Below are 18,353 nucleotides of genomic sequence, written 5' to 3' on the forward strand. Positions count from 1 at the left end.
TTGCCACCCCGCCCCCATGAAACCCACTCTCGCTTTTTCCCTGCTCGTTGCCGCCACTCTAGCCCAGGCGCCCGCCCGTGCCCAACAGGCGCCGCGCTGGCCGGAAATCACGCAGCAGCACAAGCCCTGGACGCGCTGGTGGTGGCAGGGCAGCGCCGTGAACGAGCAGGACCTCACGCGCCTGCTCACGCAGTACCAGCAGGCGGGGCTGGGGGGCGTGGAAATCACGCCGATTTATGGCGTGAAGGGCACCGAAAACCAGTTCATCAGCTTCCTGGCGCCGCGCTGGATGGACATGCTGCAGCACACGCTCACGGAGGCCGGGCGGCTGGGGCTGGGCGTGGACATGGCGCAGGCGTCGGGCTGGCCGTTTGGCGGGCCCTGGGTGACGCCCGACGACGCCTGTAAGTACGTGGCGCACCAGACCTACACCGTGGCGGGCGGCGCCCAGCTGCAGGAGCCCGTGCGCTTTCTGCAGAAGCCGCTGGTGAAAACCGTCGGCCAGCCCATCGACATCAAGCAGCTGGCTGACCCTATCACCAAAAACCCGAATCTGCAGCTGCACGCCTTCGACCAGGTGCGCTTCGAGAAGCTGCTGCCGCTGCAGGCCCTGGTGGCGTATTCCGACAAGGGCCAGACGCTGGATTTGACCCGCAAAGTGGACGCCGCCGGTAAACTAAACTGGACTGCCCCGACGGGTGCCGCCTGGACGCTCTACGCCGTGTTTGAGGGCTGGCACGGCAAGCAGGTGGAGCGCGCCGGCCCCGGCGGCGAGGGCGACGTCATCGACCACTTCTCCAAAACCGCCACCCAGCACTACCTGGCGCGCTTCGATGAGGCCTTCAAGGGCCGCAACGTGCAGTCTATCCGGGCTTTTTTCAACGATTCGTATGAGGTAGACGACGCGCAGGGCGAAGGCAACTGGACGCCGCAGATGTTCAGTGAATTCCAAAAGCGCCGCGGCTACGATTTGCGCCAGCATCTGCCGGCCTTGTTCAGCAAGGAGGCCGAAGACCAGCAGCACCAGCGTGTGCTCAGCGACTACCGCGAAACGGTGTCGGAGCTGCTGCTCGAAAACTACACCCAAACCTGGCACGACTGGGCCAAAACGCACGGCGCGCTTATCCGCAACCAGGCCCACGGCTCCCCGGCCAACATCCTCGACCTGTACGCCGCCACCGATATCCCGGAAACCGAGGGCGAGGATCTGCTGCGTTTGAAATTCGCCTCATCGGCGGCGCACGTTACCGGCAAGCAGCTTACCTCGTCGGAGTCGGCGACCTGGGAGAATGACCATTTTCTCTCGAAGCTCAGCGACGTGAAGAAAGCCATGGACATGATGCTGCTCGGGGGCGTGAACCACACGTTTTACCACGGCACCAACTACTCGCCGCAGGCTGCGGCGTGGCCAGGCTGGCTGTTCTACGCGGCCGTGCACTTCAACCCCAACAACACCTTCTGGAACGATTTCGGGCAGCTGAACCGCTACGTGGCGCACTGCCAGAGCTTTTTGCAGGCCGGCCAGCCCGCCAACGATGTGCTGGTGTATCTGCCCATCTACGACTCCTATGCCCGCCCCGGCAAGGTACTGCTGCAGCACTTCGACGGCATCAGTCACGGCTTCAAGGGCATGCAGATGGGCGCTACCGGCGAGGAGATGCTGAAGCAGGGCTATGGCTTCGATTTTATTTCTGACAAGCAGCTGCGGCAAACGAAAACTACCGGCCGCACCCTACAAACCGGCGGCGGCACCGCCTACCAAACCTTGCTGCTGCCCGATGCGCGCCTCGTGCCGCTGGCCACGCTGGAACACTACCTGCAGCTGGCCCGCAACGGCGCCACGCTGGTAGTGCAAAACCAGCTTCCCACCGATGTGCCCGGCTTGGGCCAGCTCGATAAGCGCCGCACCACCTTTCGCAAGCTGCTGGCTGAGCTGAAATTTCAGCCCAGCGGCACGGCCGGCGTGCAGAAAGCAACGGTGGGCAAGGGCGCGGTGCTGGTGGGCAAAGATGTAAGCCAACTACTGGCGGCCGCCGGCGTGCAGCGCGAAGCCCTGACCGACAGCGGCCTGCAGTTCGTGCGCCGCCGCCACGCCGCCGGGCACTACTACTTCCTGGCTAACTCCTCCGACAAACCGCTGGATGCCTGGGTGCCGCTGCAAACCGCCGCCAAATCAGTGGCGCTCTACAACCCCATGACCGAGCAGCTGGGGCTGGCTAACTGGCGCCAGTCGGCGAAGGGTACGCCGGAGGTGCGCCTGCAACTGGCCCCCGGCGAGTCGTGTTTGCTGGAAACCACCGGCGCCGCCCTGACCGGCCCCCTGTATGCCTACCATCAGGCCGCTGGCCCTGCGCAGCCTATACAAGGCACCTGGAACGTGCGCTTCGTGTCGGGCGGGCCGGCGCTGCCGGCTCCGGCGCAGATGTCGGAGCTGAAATCGTGGACGGATTTCGGCGGTGACGCCGGCCGGAAATTCTCCGGTACGGCGGCGTACACCATCAGCTTCCCGCAACCCACTGGCACCGGCGAGGGCTGGCTGCTGAACCTGGGCCTCGTGGCCGAAAGTGCCCGCGTGCAGCTGAACGGCCAGGAATTGGGCACGCTCATCGGCCCTAGCTACCAGGTGTTCATCCCGAAAAGCCAGCTGCAGGCCCGCAACACCCTCACGGTCAGCGTCAGCAACGGCATGGCCAACCGCATCATCGATATGGACCGCAACCACGTGCCCTACAAGAATGCCTACAACATCAATATGTCGTCGAAGCTCAAGGAAAACCGGGGCACCGACGGCCTGTTCACCGCCGAGAAATGGGACCCGAAGGAGTCTGGTTTGCTGGGCCCAGTAACGCTCACGCCGGTAACAGCCGGCGGCTCGGGCAAGATGCAATAGATCGGTAAAACGCAATTCAACTCTTTCATCCTGAGTTTGCGAAGGACCTTGTCACAGGAGAACGAGACGTCGCAATGGCTGTCGTTCATGCAGGATAAGGTCCTTCGCAAGCGCAGGATGACAGGATGTTTTTCTTCATTAGTTATGCCTACCCGCCGCCACTTTCTTGCTACCCTTGCGTTGGCACCGTTCGCCCGGATGGCGGCTGGCTTTGCGGCGGGCCGGCTGATTGACTTCCCGAAGGCAGACTTTGCCAAATTCAGCAAGCACCTACAGCCTGTTGGGCGGGCCCTGGAAATGGAGGGCTACTACGTGTGGTGCAACAGCCCGATTTACGGGCCCGATGGCCGGGTGCACGTGTTTTTTTCGCGCTGGGATGCCCGAAAGGGGATGGGTGGCTGGCTCAACGGCTGCGAAATAGCCCGCGCCGTGGCTGACACGCCCGCCGGGCCGTTTGTGTACCAGGAAACCGTGCTGGCCCCGCGCGGCCCTGGCTTCTGGGACGCTACCACCTGCCACAATCCCAGCATTCAGCTCGTGGACGGCCAGTACTGCCTGTTTTTCATGGGCACCAGCAACGGCAAAACCGACACCAAGCGCATCGGGCTGGCCACTGCGCCCACCCTCGAAGGCCCCTGGACTCGCCCCGACGCGCCGTTGCTGCTACCCGGCCCCACTGGCGCCTGGGACGACCACTGCACCACCAACCCTGCCTTTGTAAAACACGAGGGCAAATATTGGCTGTACTACAAGTCGTGGAATACGGCCGAGTACGTGGCTTCGATAGACCCCATGATTCGGGGCAACCGCAAGTACGGGCTGGCGGTGGCCGACCAACTGGCAGGGCCCTACGTGAAGTACGCCGGCAACCCCGTCATCGACTTCTCCCGGCAAGGCCACAACAAGCAGTTCGAGGATGCTTTTGTGTGGCGACAAAACGACCGTTTCTGTCTGCTGGCCCGCGATATGGGCGTGTACAACCACGAAATTGGCCTCTACCTGGAATCCCGCGACGGCAAGGAGTGGAGCTACCCCAAAATTGCCTTCCGCGCCCTGCGCGACTACGACGTGCAGGAGCCGCCCGCTCCGCCCAAACTCAAGCGCTATGGCCGTCTGGAACGCCCCCAACTCCTGCTCCGCGACGGCAAACCCGAATACCTGTTCTGCGCCTCGCAAGGCGGCAAATACATGACCGCCTCTTCGTTTGTGTTTCGGATTACGTGAGCGAGAAATTCAATTCGCAGAACATCATGCGGGCAAAGGCTTGCATGTAACAAATAGGCCGTCATGCTGAGCTTGTCGAAGCATCTCTACCGCTTCGTTGTAATGCCAACCCAACGAAGCGGTAGAGATGCTTCGACAAGCTCAGCATGACGGCCACTACCTTGATTAGCATGCGTTACGCTTAGCATAATACACCCCTCGTCTTATACTCCCCGCCAAAAACCACGCACTATGTATCATTCTTCCCGACTCACCGGCTTCCTCTCAGCCCTGCTTTTGGCCGGCGCCCACACTGCCCTGGCCGACGTCACGCTGCCTGCCCTTATTACCGACAACATGGTGCTGCAGCAGAAATCGGAGGTGGCGCTGTGGGGCTGGGCCGCGCCCGGCGAGGCCGTGACCGTGACGGCCGGCTGGGCGAAAAAGCCCGTGCAGGCCACGGCCGATGCGCAGGGCAACTGGCTAGTGCGCGTGCTTACCACCAAAGCCGGCGGCCCCTACTCGCTCACGGTGCAGGGCCACAACAAGCTTACCGTCAGCAACGTGCTGCTAGGGGAAGTGTGGCTATGCTCGGGGCAGTCGAATATGGCGTTTCCGCTGGCCAAAGGCGCTGCCAAATGGATGACGGGCGTACTCAACGAGGCCGAAGTGGTGCCGAAAGCCACCCAGCCCACCCTCCGCATGTTCACGGTAGCGCAGCGCGTGTCCGACGAGCCCCAGCGCGACGTGCAGGGCAGTTGGGTGGTGTGCAGCCCCCAGACGGTGGGCAACTTCTCGGCCGTAGCGTACTTTTTCGGGCAGGAAATTCAGGCGAAAACCGGCGTGCCGGTGGGGTTGATCCATTCGTCGTGGGGCGGCACGCCGGCCGAGTCTTGGACGCGGCGCGAGGTGCTGGACCAGAACCCCACGCTGCGCCCGATTCTGACCCGCTACGCCGACGGCCTCACCCAGCGGCCCGCCTACGAAACCGCGCTGGCCGCCTGGAAACTGGAGAAAGAACGTAATCCCCAGACCAAGCAGCCTAAACCCAGCGAGCCGCTGAGCGCCACCAGCAACAAGTCGCCGGCCAAGCTCTACAACGGCATGATCCGGGGCCTGGAGCCGTACACGCTGCGCGGCACCATCTGGTACCAGGGCGAAAGCAACGCCGAGCGCGCCTACCAGTACCGCACGCTGTTTCCGGCTATGATTGCCAGCTGGCGCCAGGCCTGGCAGCAGCCCGACATGCCGTTTTACTTCGTGCAGATCACGCCCCACAAAGGCCAGAACCCCGAAATCCGTGAAGCCCAGCTGCTGTCCTGGCAAACCGTGCCGCACACCGGCATGGTCGTCACGACCGACGTGGGCGACTCGCTGGACATTCATCCGCGCAATAAGCAGGCCGTGGGGCACCGGCTGGCGCTGTGGGCACTGCGCAACGAATACGGCGAGAAAAAGCTCGTCACTTCGGGCCCGATCTACAAAGCCATGAAAATCGACAAGAACACCGCCCGCCTCAGCTTCGACTACGCCGAGGGCCTGAAAGCGGAAGGCGGGACGCTACGCGAGTTCACCGTGGCGGGTGCCGACGGTGTTTTTTATCCTGCCCAGGCTGTTATCGAGGGCAATACGGTGGTGGTAAGCAGCGCCCAGGTGCCGCAGCCGGTGACCGTGCGCTTCGGCTGGCGCAAGTCGCCGATGCCGAACCTGTTCAATGCCGCCGGCTTGCCGGCTTCGCCTTTCCGCACCGACACCTGGCCCACGCCCACACAGGATAAAAAGTAAGTACTCACCAACAAAATTTTTGTAAAAAGCGAATTGCAGGTGAGTGCGGGAGGGTGCCGAGAACGGAAATTGGCAGCTTTGGATGAGTGAAGTGAGAGAGCAAAAACCTGATGCGTAGCTGGGCATCGGAGCCGCGGCCGTGGGAATCCGTTGTTCCACAACGCCCGGCTACCATCAGGTTTTGTGCTTTATAAGTTTCTCCCAATCTGCCAACCCATCTGCTTTCCGATATGAACCTGATGTTGTCTTTGCTGTTGCCGCTGCTGGCTTGGCTAAACTCCTTTGCGACGCCACCCGCGGCTGCCCCCGCCGACCCCGCCGACCCCGCCTGGGTGAAGGAAGTGGGTGCTAATTCCATGCCCGCGACCAAAAACACCTTTCTGGTCGCCAAATACGGCGCCGTGGCCGACGGCAAAACCCTCAACACCCAAGCCATCCAGAAAGCCATTGACGCAGCGGCCAAAAAGGGTGGCGTCGTGACGTTTGCGCCGGGCCAATACCTCACGGGCTCTATCTTCCTGAAGAAGGGCGTGACGCTCAACATTCCGCAGGGCGTGACACTGCTCGGCAGCCAGGAGCTGAAGGATTATCCCGAAATTCCGTCGCGCATTGCGGGCGTGGAAATGGTGTGGCCCGCGGCCCTCATCAACATTCTTGATCAGGAAAACGTGGCTATTACTGGTCAGGGTACCGTCGATGGGCAGGGCAAGCCGTTCTGGGACAAGTACTGGGCCATGCGCAAAGAGTACGACGCCAAAGGCCTGCGCTGGATTGTCGACTACGACGCCAAACGGCCCCGTACGCTGCTGGTTTCCAACTCCCGTAACGTCACGCTCAAGGGCATTACGCTGCAGCGCGCCGGCTTCTGGACGGTGCATATTCTGTACTCCAAGCACGTGACGGCCGACGGCCTGGTGGTGCGCAACAACATCGGCGGCCACGGCCCCAGCACCGACGGCATCGACATCGACTCCAGCTCCTACGTGCTGGTGCAGAACTGCGACATTGACTGCAACGACGACAACTTCTGCCTGAAAGCCGGCCGTGACTGGGACGGCCTGCGCGTGAACCGCCCCACCGAATACATCCTCGTGCAGAACTGCGTGGCCGGGGCCGGCGACGGGCTGTTCACCTGCGGCTCCGAAACGTCGGGCGGCATCCGCCACGTCATTGCCCGCGGCCTCAAGGCCAAGGGCACCAAGTACGGTATCCGGTTGAAATCGGCCACCAACCGCGGCGGCGTGGTGGAGGATATTGTGGTGGAAGACATTCAGATGGATAGCGTGCGCGTGCCCATTATCATGACCATGAACTGGAACCCGGCCTACAGCTACTCCACGCTGCCGGCCGGCTATACCGAGGCCACGCTGCCTGCGCACTGGAAGAAGATGCTGGCCAAAGTGGAGCCCGTAGAGCGTGGCACCCCGCACTTTCGCAACGTGCGCATCAGCAACCTGCGCGCCACCGGGGCCGGTGAAGCCATTTCGGCCGAGGGCTTGGCCGTTTCGATGCTGGAAAACTTCACGCTGGAAAACATCAGCATCACGGGCAAGAAAGCCGGCAAAATCGATTTCGCCCAGGGCTGGAGCATTAAGGGACTCGACATCAAGGCCGACGACCAAGAGCCAGTGGCCGTGCAGAACAGCGCGGGTATGAAGTTCTAAAACTGTCTGTAGTTCGCCTGTCATCCTGAGTTCCATCCTGAGTTCCGCGAAGGACCTTATCAGACCAGAACGGCAACCGGTCAACGCTAATCCAGCCGTGACAAGGTCCTTCACGGGGCTCAGGATGACAGTTACCTAGCTGCTGCTGCTCATTCTGCCACCGATGAAGAAAAACCAGAACCTGTTTGCGGTAGCGCTGATTACCTCGCTGTTTTTTCTGTGGGGCTTTGCCGTGAACCTGAACCCGGTGCTGATTCCGCATGTAAAGAAGGCCTGTCAGCTCACTGATACGCAGTCGGCGCTGATTGATTCGGCGTTCTTTGCGGCCTACTTTCTGGTGGCGCTGCCGGCCGGGCAGTTCATGAAGCGTTTCGGCTACAAAGGCGGCATTCTGGTGGGGCTGGGGCTGTTTGCAACGGGCGCGTTCCTGTTTTATCCGGCCGCCGAAACGCGAACCTACGGCTTCTTTCTGGTGGCGCTGTTCATCATTGCCAGTGGCCTCACGTTCCTGGAAACGGCCGCCAACCCCTACATCACCGTGCTCGGCGACCCGGCCGGCGCCACCCAGCGCCTGAACTTCGCGCAGTCGTTCAACGGGCTGGCCGCCACGCTGGCGCCGCTGCTGGGCGGCAAGCTGATTCTGTCGGGCCAGAGCCTGACGGCCGGGCAGCAGGCGGCCATGGCCCCGGCGCAGCTTGAGGCCTACCTGAGCCAAGAGGCTTCGGCAGTGCAACTGCCGTATCTGGTAATTGGGGCCGTGGTGCTGCTGGTGGCCGTGGTGCTCTACTTCACCCGCCTACCCGATATCATCGAAGCGGCGGCCCCTGACGATGCCAGCGCGCAAGGCTCGTTGTGGCAGGAGAAAAACCTGCTGCTGGGCGTGCTGACGCAGTTTTTCTACGTGGGCGCGCAGGTGTGCATCAGCAGCTTTTTCATTCGGTTTGCGGGCAGTGTGGCCGGCATTCCGGAGCAGACGGCTACGCTGTATCTGTCGGGGGCGCTGCTCAGCTTTATGGCGGGCCGCTTTATCGGGACGGCGCTGATGCGGGTGGTGGCCCCGGCGAAACTGCTGGCGGCGTGCAGCTTACTGAACGTGCTGCTGGTGGGTCTGGCCGTGACGCTGGAAGGCCAGCTGCCGGTGGTTGCGCTGATGGGCGTGGAGTTTTTCATGTCCATCATGTTTCCTACCATCTTCTCGCTCAGCATCCGCGGGCTGGGGCCCAGAACCAAGGATGGCTCCTCGCTGCTGATTATGGCCATTGTGGGCGGCGCGGTGTTCCCGGTGCTCATGGGCCGCGTGTCCGATGCCAGCTCCATCCAAACGGCCTACGTGGTGCCGGGCGCGTGCTTTCTGGTGGTGCTGTACTTTGCTCTCCGCAACGTGAGGGTGCCGGTGGGGCCACCGGCTACGGCCCTGGCGGCCGGACATTGAGCCCGCGGCTACCTTCTTTAAAATCAGACCTTCATGTTCAGTTTACAAGGCAAAAGCGCCGTCGTGACGGGCGGTGGCAGCGGAATCGGGCAGGCCATTGCGCAGCTGTTTGCGCAGCAGGGCGCCCGTGTGCACATCATCGAGCTCAACCAGGCGGCGGCCACTCAAACCGTGACCGAAATCCAGCGGGCCGGCGGCGCGGCGGAGGCACACCGGCTCGATATCAGCCAGCAGGCCGACGTAGTGCGCGTGTTTCAGGCCATCGGCCAAGTGGATATTCTGGTCAACAATGCCGGCATTGCCCACGTCGGCAATGTGGCGCAGACCGCCGAGGCCGACTTCGACAGGGTGTATCAGGTGAACGTGAAGGGCGCCTACAACTGCCTGTTTGCGGCCGTGCCCCTGATGCAGCAGCACGGCGGCGGTGCCATCCTCAACATGGCCTCCATTGCCGCCCACGTCGGCATCACCGACCGGTTTGCCTATTCCATGAGCAAGGGCGCCATCCACGCCATGACGCTGTCGGTGGCGCGCGACTACCTGGCGGCGGGCATCCGCTGCAACAGCATTTCGCCGGCCCGCGTGCACACGCCGTTTGTGGAGGGCTTCATTGCCAAAAACTACGCCGGCCGCGAGGCGGAGCTGTTCGACAAGCTCTCCAGAAGCCAGCCCATCGGCCGCATGGGTACGCCCGCCGAGGTGGCTGCCTTGGCGCTATACCTGTGCTCCGCTGAAGCCGGCTTCGTCACCGGCTGCGACTACCCGCTGGATGGCGGTTTCATCACGCTGAATAATTGATTGTTGGTTGTTGATTGGTGATTGTTGGAGGCTGATTGTCAAGTGATGATTGGTGGAAGCTAATTGTTTCGTGCTTTGCAACATCCGACTCATCTGCCCGACCTTCCCAACAATCAACTCCCAACAATCACCAATCAACATCCATCATATGAAGCTAATCCGCCACGGCCGGCCTGAGCAGGAGCATCCCGGCATCATTCTCAACGACCGGAGGTATGACGTTTCAGCTTTCGGCGAAGACTACAACGAGTCGTTTTTTGCCAGGAACGGCCTGGCGCGGCTGGCGGAGTTTGTGCAGGCCAATGCAGGCCAACTGCCGGAACTGGCCAACGACGTACGCCTGGGCAGCCCGGTGGCGCGGCCCAGCAAAATCGTGTGCGTGGGCCTCAACTACGCCGACCACGCCCGCGAAACCGGGGCCACGCCGCCGCCCGAGCCGGTGCTGTTCTTCAAGTCCACCACGGCGCTGGTAGGGCCGAACGACGCCATTATCATCCCGAAAAATTCGGTGAAAACCGACTGGGAAGTGGAGCTGGCCGTAGTGATTGGCCGGCGCACCTCCTACGTGGACGAGGCCGAAGCGCACGAGTACATTGCCGGCTACGCGCTGCACAACGACGTGTCGGAACGCGAGTTTCAACTGGAACGCAGCGGCACCTGGGACAAAGGCAAGGGCTGCGACACCTTCGCGCCCATCGGTCCCTGGCTGGCCACGCCCGACGAAATTCCGGACGTAGATAACCTGCGTTTGTGGCTGAGCGTGAACGGGCAGATGATGCAGGACGGCACTACCGCCAACCTCATTTTCCGGATTCCGTTTCTGATCAGCTATATCAGCCAGTTCATGACGCTGCTGCCCGGTGATATCATCTCTACGGGCACCCCGGCCGGCGTAGGGCTGGGCTTCAACCCGCCGGTGTACCTCAAGCCCGGCGACGTGGTGGAGCTGGGCATCGACGGGCTGGGCACGTCCCGGCAGCAGCTGAAGGCCTATGCCAAGGATTGACGCGCACCAGCACTTCTGGCACTTCGACGCCCGGCGCGACACCTGGATAACGCCCGATATGGTTGCCATCCAGCGCGACTTTCTGCCGTCGGATTTGGAGCCGCTGCTGCACCGCCACGGCCTCGACGGTTGCGTGGCCGTGCAGGCTAGCCAAAGCACCGCCGAAACCGAATTCCTGCTGGAACTGGCCGCCCGCCACGACTTCATCCGGGGCGTGGTGGGCTGGGTTGATCTGCAGGCCGAAAACGTGGCCGAGCAACTGGCGCACTACGCGCAGTTCGATAAGCTGAAAGGCTTCCGGCATATTCTGCAGGGCGAAACTGACCGCGCCCTCATGCTCCGGCCGGATTTCCGGCGCGGCATTGCAGCGTTGCAGCCTCACGGCTTCACCTACGACCTGCTTATTCAGCCCGACCAGTTGCCGTTCGCGGCGAAGCTGGCCGCCGAGTTTCCGCACCAGTTGTTCGTGCTTGACCACCTAGCTAAACCCCTCATTAAAGCTGGTGAGCTGGAACCTTGGCGGCGCGAACTGCAGGCCCTGGCCGCGCACGAAAACGTGGTCTGCAAGGTGTCGGGGCTGGTGACGGAAGCCGACTGGCAGCACTGGGCGCCGCAGGATTTTCGGCCTTATCTGGATGTGGTGTTCGATGCCTTCGGGCCCGCCCGCGTCCTGTTTGGCTCCGACTGGCCGGTGTGCAACGTGGCCGGCAGCTACGGCCGCGTGGTGGAGCTGGTGCAGGACTACGTAACGCGTTTTTCGGTGGCGGAGCAGGCCGGTTTCTGGGGCGAAAACGCCGCGCGGGTGTACCACTTATAAGTCATTTCAGCCATGGATTTACAGCTTCAGGACAAGGTGATTCTCGTGAGTGGCGGCGCCAAAGGCATCGGCGAAGGTATTGTGCAGGTGCTGGCGCGGGAAGGCGCCGTGCCGATTATCATCGGCCGCAACGAAGCCGATAATCAGGCTGCCGTAGCGGCCGTGGTAGCGGCAGGTGGCCGCGCCGGCCAGGTGGTGGCCGAGCTGTCGGAACCGGCGCAGTGTGAATCGGCCGTGCGGGCCGCCGTGGCGCAGTTTGGCCGCCTGGATGGGCTGGTGAACAATGCCGGTGTGAACGACGGCGTGGGTTTGGAGCACGGTAGCTACGAGGGGTTTGTGGCGAGTCTGCACCGCAACTTGGTGCACTACTACCTGCTGGCGCACCACGCGCTGCCGGAGCTAAAAAAGTCGCGGGGCAGCATCGTCAATATCAGCTCGAAAACGGCCGAAACGGGCCAGGGAAATACATCGGCCTACGCTGCCGCCAACGGTGGCCGCAATGCCCTCACCCGCGAATGGGCCGTGGAGCTGCTCAAGTACGGTATCCGCGTGAATGCCGTGGTGGTGGCCGAGTGCTGGACGCCGCAATACGAATCCTGGATTCAGACGCTTACCAATCCGGCCGCAAAGCTCCGCGAAATCACCGCCCGAATTCCCCTGGAAAACCGCATGACCACGGCCGAGGAAATTGCCAACACCACGGCCTTCCTGCTCTCGGCCCGCAGCAGCCACACCACCGGCCAGATCCTGCACGTCGATGGCGGCTACGTGCACCTCGACCGGGCCCTAGCCAATGCCTGAATAACGGCTGGTCATATGCTGTAGAATTGACTGGGCTGGCTCTGAAAACTCCAGAACAGTCATGCTGAGCTTGCCGAAGCATCTCTACCGCAGTGGTAATCTTAACGAAGCGGTAGAGATGCTTCGGCAAGCTCAGCATGACGTTTACTACGCTTTAAACGGCTTTTCAGACGCAGCCTAAGGTACCAGCAGCACCGTCAGGCTGCGGGCGCCGTGCGCGCCAATCACCAACGACTGCTCGATGTCGGCGGTTTTGGAGGGGCCGGCCAGGAACGTGCCGTAGCCACCCACCGTGGCCAGACGGGCGTAGGCTTGGTGCATGGTGGCTACCAGCTGCTGCCGGCTAAGAACCAGGGCGAGGTGCTGCGTTATGATGGGTAGCGCGCGGTGCAGCATGTTTTCTTCCGGCAGCCAGATAGCACCGTTTTCGGCTACCCCAAACTCGCCCTGCAACACCGCCAGTTCTACGTCGGCCAGCACCGCCAGCGGAGTTTGCGCATCAACGGGTACGTTGGCAGAGGAGAGCAGGGGGGAGGCCACGCGGTAGTCCGCCGGGAACAGCTGCCGGACAACCTCCTCCAAGTGAGCCAAGGCGGCGACTTCCACCACGCGCCCGCCAATGGCCTGCACAAGCGCCGTAAACTTTTCCACTGAGGCGTCGCCCTCGAAAAACGGGACGGTGGGCAGCGGTATTTCGGCGGGCTGATTGGCCGTCACGGCGGCCAGGATTTTCTCGCGGCTGCTCATGCCTGGTCGTTTTGGGGTTGTTGGGCGTACCACTCGCGGAAGCTTTGCTGGGGCGGCTCCGGCAGCTCACGCGCAATGGCCCAGGGGTTGTAGCCCTGGCCGTGGGTGAGGCCGTGCGGCAGCAGGCGCAGCGCCTGCCGGGCCACTTTGCCGCCCGCGCTGTACATCCCCGGTTTGGCCAGCACGCGGCTGAGCAGGCGCATGCTCCATTTCTTGCTGGCTGGCAGCTTGCCTGCCTTCCCCAGCACCTGCCGCCACTTGTAGAGCTGCGTATGGATGTCGATTTTGACGGGGCACACGTTGGTGCAGGAGCCGCAGAGCGTGCTGGCAAACGGCAGCGAGGCGTGCTTGCGCATATCGATGTTGGGCGACAGAATCGCGCCAATCGGACCCGGAATCGTGAAGTCGTAGCTGTGGCCGCCGCTGCGGCGATACACCGGGCAGGTGTTCATGCAGGCCCCGCACCGGATGCACTTCAGCGACGCCCGGAAATCAGGCCGGCCCAGCTGCTGGGTGCGGCCATTGTCCACGATGACGATGTGCAGCTCCTTGCCCTCGGCGGGCCGGGTGAAGTGCGAGGTGTAGGTGGTGATGGGCTGGCCGGTAGCACTACGCGTGAGAAGGCGGGTGAACACGCTCAGGTCGGAGAGGCGCGGAATCAGCTTTTCCATACCCATGCACGCAATGTGTACCTGCGCTAGGTTCACGCCCAGGTCGGCGTTGCCTTCGTTGGTGCACACCACCACGGTGCCGGTTTCGGCCACCGCGAAGTTCACGCCCGAAATAGCCACCTGGCCGGCCAGAAACTTCTCGCGCAGGTGCTGGCGGGCCGTTTCGGTGAGCTGTTGCGGGTCGTTGTTGCCTTTTTCGGTGCCCAGGTACTTATGAAACGTGTCGCCGACGTCCTCCTTTTTCAGGTGAATGGCCGGCAGCACCACGTGGCTGGGCGCTTCCTCGCGCAGCTGAATGATTCGCTCGCCGAGGTCCGTATCAATCACCTCAATGCCGTTCGCCAGCAAGTGCGGATTCAGGTGGCACTCCTCGGTGAGCATAGACTTGCTCTTGACCACGCGGGTGGCGCCGTGCTGGCGCAGCAGCCCCAGCACAATGGCGTTGTGCTCAGCGGCATCGGCAGCCCAATGCACGTGCACGCCGTTGCGGCGGGCGTTTTCCTCGAACTGCTGCAAATAGAAATCCAGCCGGCTGAGCGTGTGGTCTTTGATGTCGGAAGCCAGCTGGCGCAGCTCCTGAAACTCGGGCGTGGCGTACACCGCTTTGTCGCGCTTCTCGCGCACAAACCACAGCGTTTCGTCGTGCCAGGTGGTGCGCTCAGCATCCAGCAGGAATATATCGGAGCGTTCAGAATGGCTCATCTTGCTTGTTGATGGCTGGGGGGTGATTGTTAATTGTTGTAGGTTGATGGCTGATTGTTGGTTGGTGATTGACGACTGTCGATTTTCAACAACCATCAGCTAACAATCAACCCTCAGCCATCAACTGATAATTACCCCATTAAGGATTTCGGCGGCGTGCAGCACGCGCACCGGCAGCTTCTGGCGGCGCACGATGCCCTCCAAGTGCATCAGACACGACATGTCGCCGCCGGTCAGCACCTGCGTGCCGTTGCGCACGTGGTCCTGCACCCGGTCCTGGCCCATGCGCGCCGAAATGCCGGCTTCGCTCACGCAGAACGTGCCCCCAAAACCGCAGCATTCGTCGTTGCGGCTCAGCTCCGTCAGCTCCAGGCCCTGCATACCGCTCAGTAGCCGCCGCAGCTGCCCGTCGCGCACCGGCGTCATTTCCGATTCGTTGGCTTGGTGCAGGCCGCGCTGGCCGTGGCAGCTCAGGTGCAGCCCTACTTTGTGCGGAAATGACCCCGGAATTTCTGTGATGCCCAGCACATTGATGATGAAGTCGAACAGCTCCAGGGTGTTGGTGCGCACGTGCTGCACCGCCGGCGTCTGCTCGATGATGTCGAAGTGCTTGCGCACGTGGTACACGCAGCTACCAGCCGGCCCCACCACGTAGTCGTAGTCCTGGAAAGCATCCACGAAGTTGTGGTACACCGGCTTGGCGTCCTGCTCACAGCCGCTGTTGGCCATCGGCTGCCCGCAGCAGGTTTGCTGCTTCGGGAAATGCGCCCGCACGCCTAGTTTTTCCAGCAACTGCAGCGAGGCAATGGCCACCTGCGGATAAAACTGGTCGACGTAGCAAGGGACGAAAAGGGCTACTTTCATGCGTTGTTTTAAACGTCATGCTGAGCTTGCCGAAGCATCTCTTCCGCCAAAGTAACGTGACTACTATTGCGGGAGAGATACTTCGGCAAGCTCAGCATGACAACGAGTTGCTAGGGCGCTGTGACGCGAAAAATCAACTAAACAAGAGTTGCGTTTTCTTCCAGGCTTCGCCCTGCTCCATGTGCATGAGCGCACCGAGCGCCGTGGCCTGGGGCACTTCCAGCGTACGGATTTTAGCGTCGGGGAAGCTCCAGCCGAGCAGCTGCATGAACAGCGGATTACGGGCAAAGCCACCGTCCACGTAAATCAGCTTCTCGTCCTTGCGAATCAGGTTGATGGACTCGGTGAGGATGCGCATCAGGCCGTGCATGAGGTGCTGGTAGGCGTCGGCGGCGGTGCTGAAATTGCTCAGGTCCCACTCGGTAGCGGGCTGCTCGGGGAAGGGGCCGGTGCCGTGCATGCACCAGGGCCGGAAGCTTAGCGAGGCCTCGTCATATGGCCGCGCTACCATTAGAGAGTGGTAGAAATCGGGCTTGACGTGGAAGTAGTGCGCGATACGCTGCACCTGAAAGTCGTGCTCCCGCCCAAAGAATACGCGCGAAGCCTTGGTCATTTCGCCTTTCGGTGAGAGGTAGCTCAGACAGTCGCGGCGCAGCAGCTCGGGCGTGAGTGGCTCGCGGTTAAACGGGTTGAGCGTGACGGCCCAGGTGCCCGTAGAAACCAGCAAAAACGGCTGCTCGTTTTCCTGCAGGTAGGGCAGCAGCGCGGCCGAGCTGTCATGCAACCCCACGCCTACCAGAATGCCATCGACCACCGAGGCAATGGAGTCTTTGGTGAGCGGCGCCAGCTTGTCGTCGATGCCTTCGCGGTACACCCAGTCGTGGTAGCGGCCCAGCTTGAAGTTCCAAAGCCCCGTGTGGCAGCCCACCGATGTGAAGTCGCTGAAGGCCTCGCCCGTGATGAGGTAGGACAGGTACTGTGGCAAGTGCAGCGAGGTGCGGATGCGGGCGTATTGCTCGGGCCGGGTTTGCTTGAGCCAGTACAGTTGCAGCCCCGAGTTGAGCATGCCCAGCCGTGGCGAGCAGGTCTCGATGGCAAAATCGACCGGGCTCTGCTCCAGCTCCGCAAAAAACTGCTCCTGCATAGGCGCCGGCAGCGGTTTGAGGTAGTTGTAGAGCGGCATAATCGGTTGGCCATTAGCCCCCAAATGCACGAAGCTGGCCCCGTACGACGTGAAATTCACGCCTTTCAGGTTGTAGTGCGTGTCGTGGCGGAGCGCCTGCCAGCGGTCCTGCACCCATTGCGAGAGGCGCGTCAGGGTTTCGCACGGGAAGCCTTCCTCGTCCACGGTTTCCAGACATACCTGCTGGTGCTCGTCGATGATCTGGCGGTCCTCGTCGAAGAGGATAACTTTCTTGTTGGTCTTGCCAACATCGAACACGGCGTAGATGGATTTTTTCATGCTTACAGGCCGGTCGAAAGGCTGAGTTTGCCGCGTTGCTGAATGAGTTGCTCGCGCACCTGGCCGGCGCGGTACACGGCCACCGGGTTCAGGGCCCCGCCGGCCTGGCGGTAGGCCTCGGCCACCAGCGGCCGGACGTCGGTCAGGAAGGCGTCGCGGAGCAGCTCTTCGGCCCGCACCACGTCGTTGGACTCCTGGGCTTCGTGCAGGGCGGCGCGGTCAACCAGCAAGGCTTTGGCGTAGGCGCCCAGGATGCTTTCCACGGATTGCAGCAGGTCTTCGAGCGGGTCTTTGGTGTTGTGGCTGGCGTCAATCATGTAAGCCACGGCGGCCTCGGTCAGAGTTTGGTCCTGGGCGGCATCCACCAGCTCGTTGAAAATCAGAAACAGCTGAAACGGCTTGGTGCTGCCGGTAGTCAGGTCATCGTCGCCGTACATCGAGCCGTTGAAGTGGAAACCACCCAGGCGCCCAAAGTGCTTGAGGCGGCCCACAATCTGCTCGATGTTGGTGTTGGGCAAATGGTGGCCCAGATCCACGAGCACCTGCGCCTGCTGGCCCAGATACTGGCACAACGAGTACGACGTGCCCCAGTCCGGAATGACGGTGGAGTAAAAGTGCGGCTCGTAGGGCTTGTACTCAATCAGCATCGTCATGTCGGAGGGCATGGCCTCGTAGATGCTGGCCAACGACTCGGCAGTGCGCTGGTAGGCGCGGCGCAGGTGCTGCTGGCCGGGGAAGTTGGAGCCGTCGGCGAGCCACACCGTGTGGATTTTTGCGCCCAGCTGCTTGCCGTATTCCACGCACTCGATGTTGTGCTGAATGGCCTGCTGGCGCACGGCCGTTTCGGTGCTGCTCAGCGAGCCGAACTTGTAGGAGTAGGGCTGGTTTTTCTGGTCCTGAAACGTGTTCGAGTTCATCGAATCAATCGTCAGACCTGCTTGGTGCAGCTGCTGCTGCAAGGCCGGCACATCCTGCGGAATGTCCCACGGAATGTGCAGCGAAATTGAGTTCGACGACCCGTTGAGGCGGTTAAGCAAGGCCACGTCCTGGATTTTTTCTTCCAAACTGCGCGGCTCACCGCCCAATGGGTAGCGCCCGAAGCGGGTGCCGCCCGTGCCCAGCGCCCAGCTCGGAATAGCCACCTGAAACGCCACCAGCTGCTGCACCACGTCCGGCGCTTCCACGCCACGGCGGGCCAGCAGCTCGGTAAGGAATTGATAGCGGAACTGATGGTCGTCCAGCAGCGGCTGGTTGAGGTCCTGAATCTGTTGATCCGTGAGCATAGCGGAAAAGACGAGGGTGGGAGGGATAAGCCGGCCAGCTAACTGCGGGCACCAGACGGGTGCGGCGCAGGCCGGGTTTAGAGAAGCAACCTACCACCTGCCCCCGCCGGAACTGTTCTGAACTCTCCTGTATGCCGGGTATTTTCAGCGGCAACTTGGGCCAAATCCTTCTGGAGTTGTGGCGCGAAGCTCGGTCAACTAACCAGTGTAGAGACGCAAGGATGCGTC

General features: G+C 62.0%; 14 protein-coding genes. 9 read left to right on the forward strand and 5 right to left on the reverse strand.

Features of this window, described 5'->3' with window-relative positions; translation table 11 throughout:
- Positions 1 to 16 precede the first annotated feature (16 nt).
- From H8B14_RS10690 to H8B14_RS10730, 9 genes are all read left to right on the forward strand, one after another.
- On the forward strand, positions 17 to 2,890 hold the full coding sequence (locus H8B14_RS10690) for a glycosyl hydrolase (RefSeq protein WP_187315626.1): 2,874 nt from the start codon (positions 17 to 19) through the stop codon (positions 2,888 to 2,890).
- Positions 2,891 to 3,034: 144 nt separating this feature from the next.
- Positions 3,035 to 4,114, forward strand: a complete 1,080-nt coding sequence (locus tag H8B14_RS10695) for a glycoside hydrolase family protein (RefSeq protein ID WP_187315627.1) — start codon at positions 3,035 to 3,037, stop codon at positions 4,112 to 4,114.
- A 231-nt stretch (positions 4,115 to 4,345) separates the two neighbouring features.
- Positions 4,346 to 5,878, forward strand: coding sequence for a sialate O-acetylesterase (locus tag H8B14_RS10700; protein WP_187315628.1), 1,533 nt, complete (start codon positions 4,346 to 4,348; stop codon positions 5,876 to 5,878).
- Between the two features lie 230 nt (positions 5,879 to 6,108).
- Positions 6,109 to 7,542 (forward strand): glycoside hydrolase family 28 protein, encoded by a 1,434-nt coding sequence (locus H8B14_RS10705; protein WP_187315629.1) that lies wholly within the window; start codon positions 6,109 to 6,111, stop codon positions 7,540 to 7,542.
- Positions 7,543 to 7,705: 163 nt separating this feature from the next.
- On the forward strand, positions 7,706 to 8,974 hold the full coding sequence (gene fucP / locus H8B14_RS10710) for an L-fucose:H+ symporter permease (protein WP_187315630.1): 1,269 nt from the start codon (positions 7,706 to 7,708) through the stop codon (positions 8,972 to 8,974).
- A gap of 33 nt (positions 8,975 to 9,007) precedes the next feature.
- Positions 9,008 to 9,772 (forward strand): SDR family NAD(P)-dependent oxidoreductase, encoded by a 765-nt coding sequence (locus tag H8B14_RS10715; RefSeq protein WP_187315631.1) that lies wholly within the window; start codon positions 9,008 to 9,010, stop codon positions 9,770 to 9,772.
- Between the two features lie 148 nt (positions 9,773 to 9,920).
- The gene (locus H8B14_RS10720) at positions 9,921 to 10,778 is read left to right on the forward strand and encodes a fumarylacetoacetate hydrolase family protein (RefSeq protein WP_187315632.1); all 858 of its coding nucleotides are present in this window, start codon (positions 9,921 to 9,923) and stop codon (positions 10,776 to 10,778) included.
- Positions 10,765 to 11,595 carry an amidohydrolase family protein gene (locus tag H8B14_RS10725; RefSeq protein ID WP_187315633.1) on the forward strand — a complete coding sequence of 277 codons (831 nt, stop codon included), beginning with the start codon at positions 10,765 to 10,767 and terminating at the stop codon, positions 11,593 to 11,595. The genes H8B14_RS10720 and H8B14_RS10725 overlap by 14 nt, the downstream gene beginning before the upstream one ends.
- A 12-nt stretch (positions 11,596 to 11,607) precedes the next feature.
- Entirely contained in the window at positions 11,608 to 12,396 is a 789-nt protein-coding gene (locus tag H8B14_RS10730) for an L-fucose dehydrogenase (RefSeq protein ID WP_187315634.1), read from the forward strand.
- A gap of 177 nt (positions 12,397 to 12,573) precedes the next feature.
- Here the strand turns inward: H8B14_RS10730 and H8B14_RS10735 are convergent, their stop codons facing one another.
- From H8B14_RS10735 to H8B14_RS10755, 5 genes are all read right to left on the reverse strand, one after another.
- Complete coding sequence (locus H8B14_RS10735; RefSeq protein ID WP_187315635.1) at positions 12,574 to 13,143, reverse strand: LutC/YkgG family protein; 570 nt, start codon at positions 13,141 to 13,143, stop codon at positions 12,574 to 12,576.
- Complete coding sequence (locus tag H8B14_RS10740; RefSeq protein WP_187315636.1) at positions 13,140 to 14,516, reverse strand: lactate utilization protein B; 1,377 nt, start codon at positions 14,514 to 14,516, stop codon at positions 13,140 to 13,142. Before H8B14_RS10740 ends, H8B14_RS10735 begins: the two co-directional genes overlap by 4 nt.
- A 120-nt stretch (positions 14,517 to 14,636) precedes the next feature.
- Positions 14,637 to 15,380 carry a (Fe-S)-binding protein gene (locus H8B14_RS10745; RefSeq protein ID WP_187315637.1) on the reverse strand — a complete coding sequence of 248 codons (744 nt, stop codon included), beginning with the start codon at positions 15,378 to 15,380 and terminating at the stop codon, positions 14,637 to 14,639.
- Between the two features lie 133 nt (positions 15,381 to 15,513).
- The gene (locus H8B14_RS10750) at positions 15,514 to 16,842 is read right to left on the reverse strand and encodes an FGGY-family carbohydrate kinase (RefSeq protein ID WP_187315638.1); all 1,329 of its coding nucleotides are present in this window, start codon (positions 16,840 to 16,842) and stop codon (positions 15,514 to 15,516) included.
- Positions 16,843 to 16,844: 2 nt separating this feature from the next.
- The gene (locus tag H8B14_RS10755; RefSeq protein WP_187315639.1) at positions 16,845 to 18,125 is read right to left on the reverse strand and encodes a TIM barrel protein; all 1,281 of its coding nucleotides are present in this window, start codon (positions 18,123 to 18,125) and stop codon (positions 16,845 to 16,847) included.
- Positions 18,126 to 18,353 lie beyond the last annotated feature (228 nt).

Origin of the sequence: Hymenobacter puniceus, assembly GCF_014333525.1 — a bacterium.
GTDB lineage: Bacteria > Bacteroidota > Bacteroidia > Cytophagales > Hymenobacteraceae > Hymenobacter.

Excerpts from the sequence above, each read along its gene's own strand:
- H8B14_RS10690 (WP_187315626.1), top strand. The coding sequence starts at position 17 with ATGAAACCCACTCTCGCTTTTTCCCTGCTCGTTGCCGCCACTCTAGCC.
- H8B14_RS10695 (WP_187315627.1), top strand. The coding sequence starts at position 3,035 with ATGCCTACCCGCCGCCACTTTCTTGCTACCCTTGCGTTGGCACCGTTC.
- H8B14_RS10700 (WP_187315628.1), top strand. The coding sequence starts at position 4,346 with ATGTATCATTCTTCCCGACTCACCGGCTTCCTCTCAGCCCTGCTTTTG.
- H8B14_RS10705 (WP_187315629.1), top strand. The coding sequence starts at position 6,109 with ATGAACCTGATGTTGTCTTTGCTGTTGCCGCTGCTGGCTTGGCTAAAC.
- fucP (WP_187315630.1), top strand. The coding sequence starts at position 7,706 with ATGAAGAAAAACCAGAACCTGTTTGCGGTAGCGCTGATTACCTCGCTG.
- H8B14_RS10715 (WP_187315631.1), top strand. The coding sequence starts at position 9,008 with ATGTTCAGTTTACAAGGCAAAAGCGCCGTCGTGACGGGCGGTGGCAGC.
- H8B14_RS10720 (WP_187315632.1), top strand. The coding sequence starts at position 9,921 with ATGAAGCTAATCCGCCACGGCCGGCCTGAGCAGGAGCATCCCGGCATC.
- H8B14_RS10725 (WP_187315633.1), top strand. The coding sequence starts at position 10,765 with ATGCCAAGGATTGACGCGCACCAGCACTTCTGGCACTTCGACGCCCGG.
- H8B14_RS10730 (WP_187315634.1), top strand. The coding sequence starts at position 11,608 with ATGGATTTACAGCTTCAGGACAAGGTGATTCTCGTGAGTGGCGGCGCC.
- H8B14_RS10735 (WP_187315635.1), bottom strand. The coding sequence starts at position 13,143 with ATGAGCAGCCGCGAGAAAATCCTGGCCGCCGTGACGGCCAATCAGCCC.
- H8B14_RS10740 (WP_187315636.1), bottom strand. The coding sequence starts at position 14,516 with ATGAGCCATTCTGAACGCTCCGATATATTCCTGCTGGATGCTGAGCGC.
- H8B14_RS10745 (WP_187315637.1), bottom strand. The coding sequence starts at position 15,380 with ATGAAAGTAGCCCTTTTCGTCCCTTGCTACGTCGACCAGTTTTATCCG.
- H8B14_RS10750 (WP_187315638.1), bottom strand. The coding sequence starts at position 16,842 with ATGAAAAAATCCATCTACGCCGTGTTCGATGTTGGCAAGACCAACAAG.
- H8B14_RS10755 (WP_187315639.1), bottom strand. The coding sequence starts at position 18,125 with ATGCTCACGGATCAACAGATTCAGGACCTCAACCAGCCGCTGCTGGAC.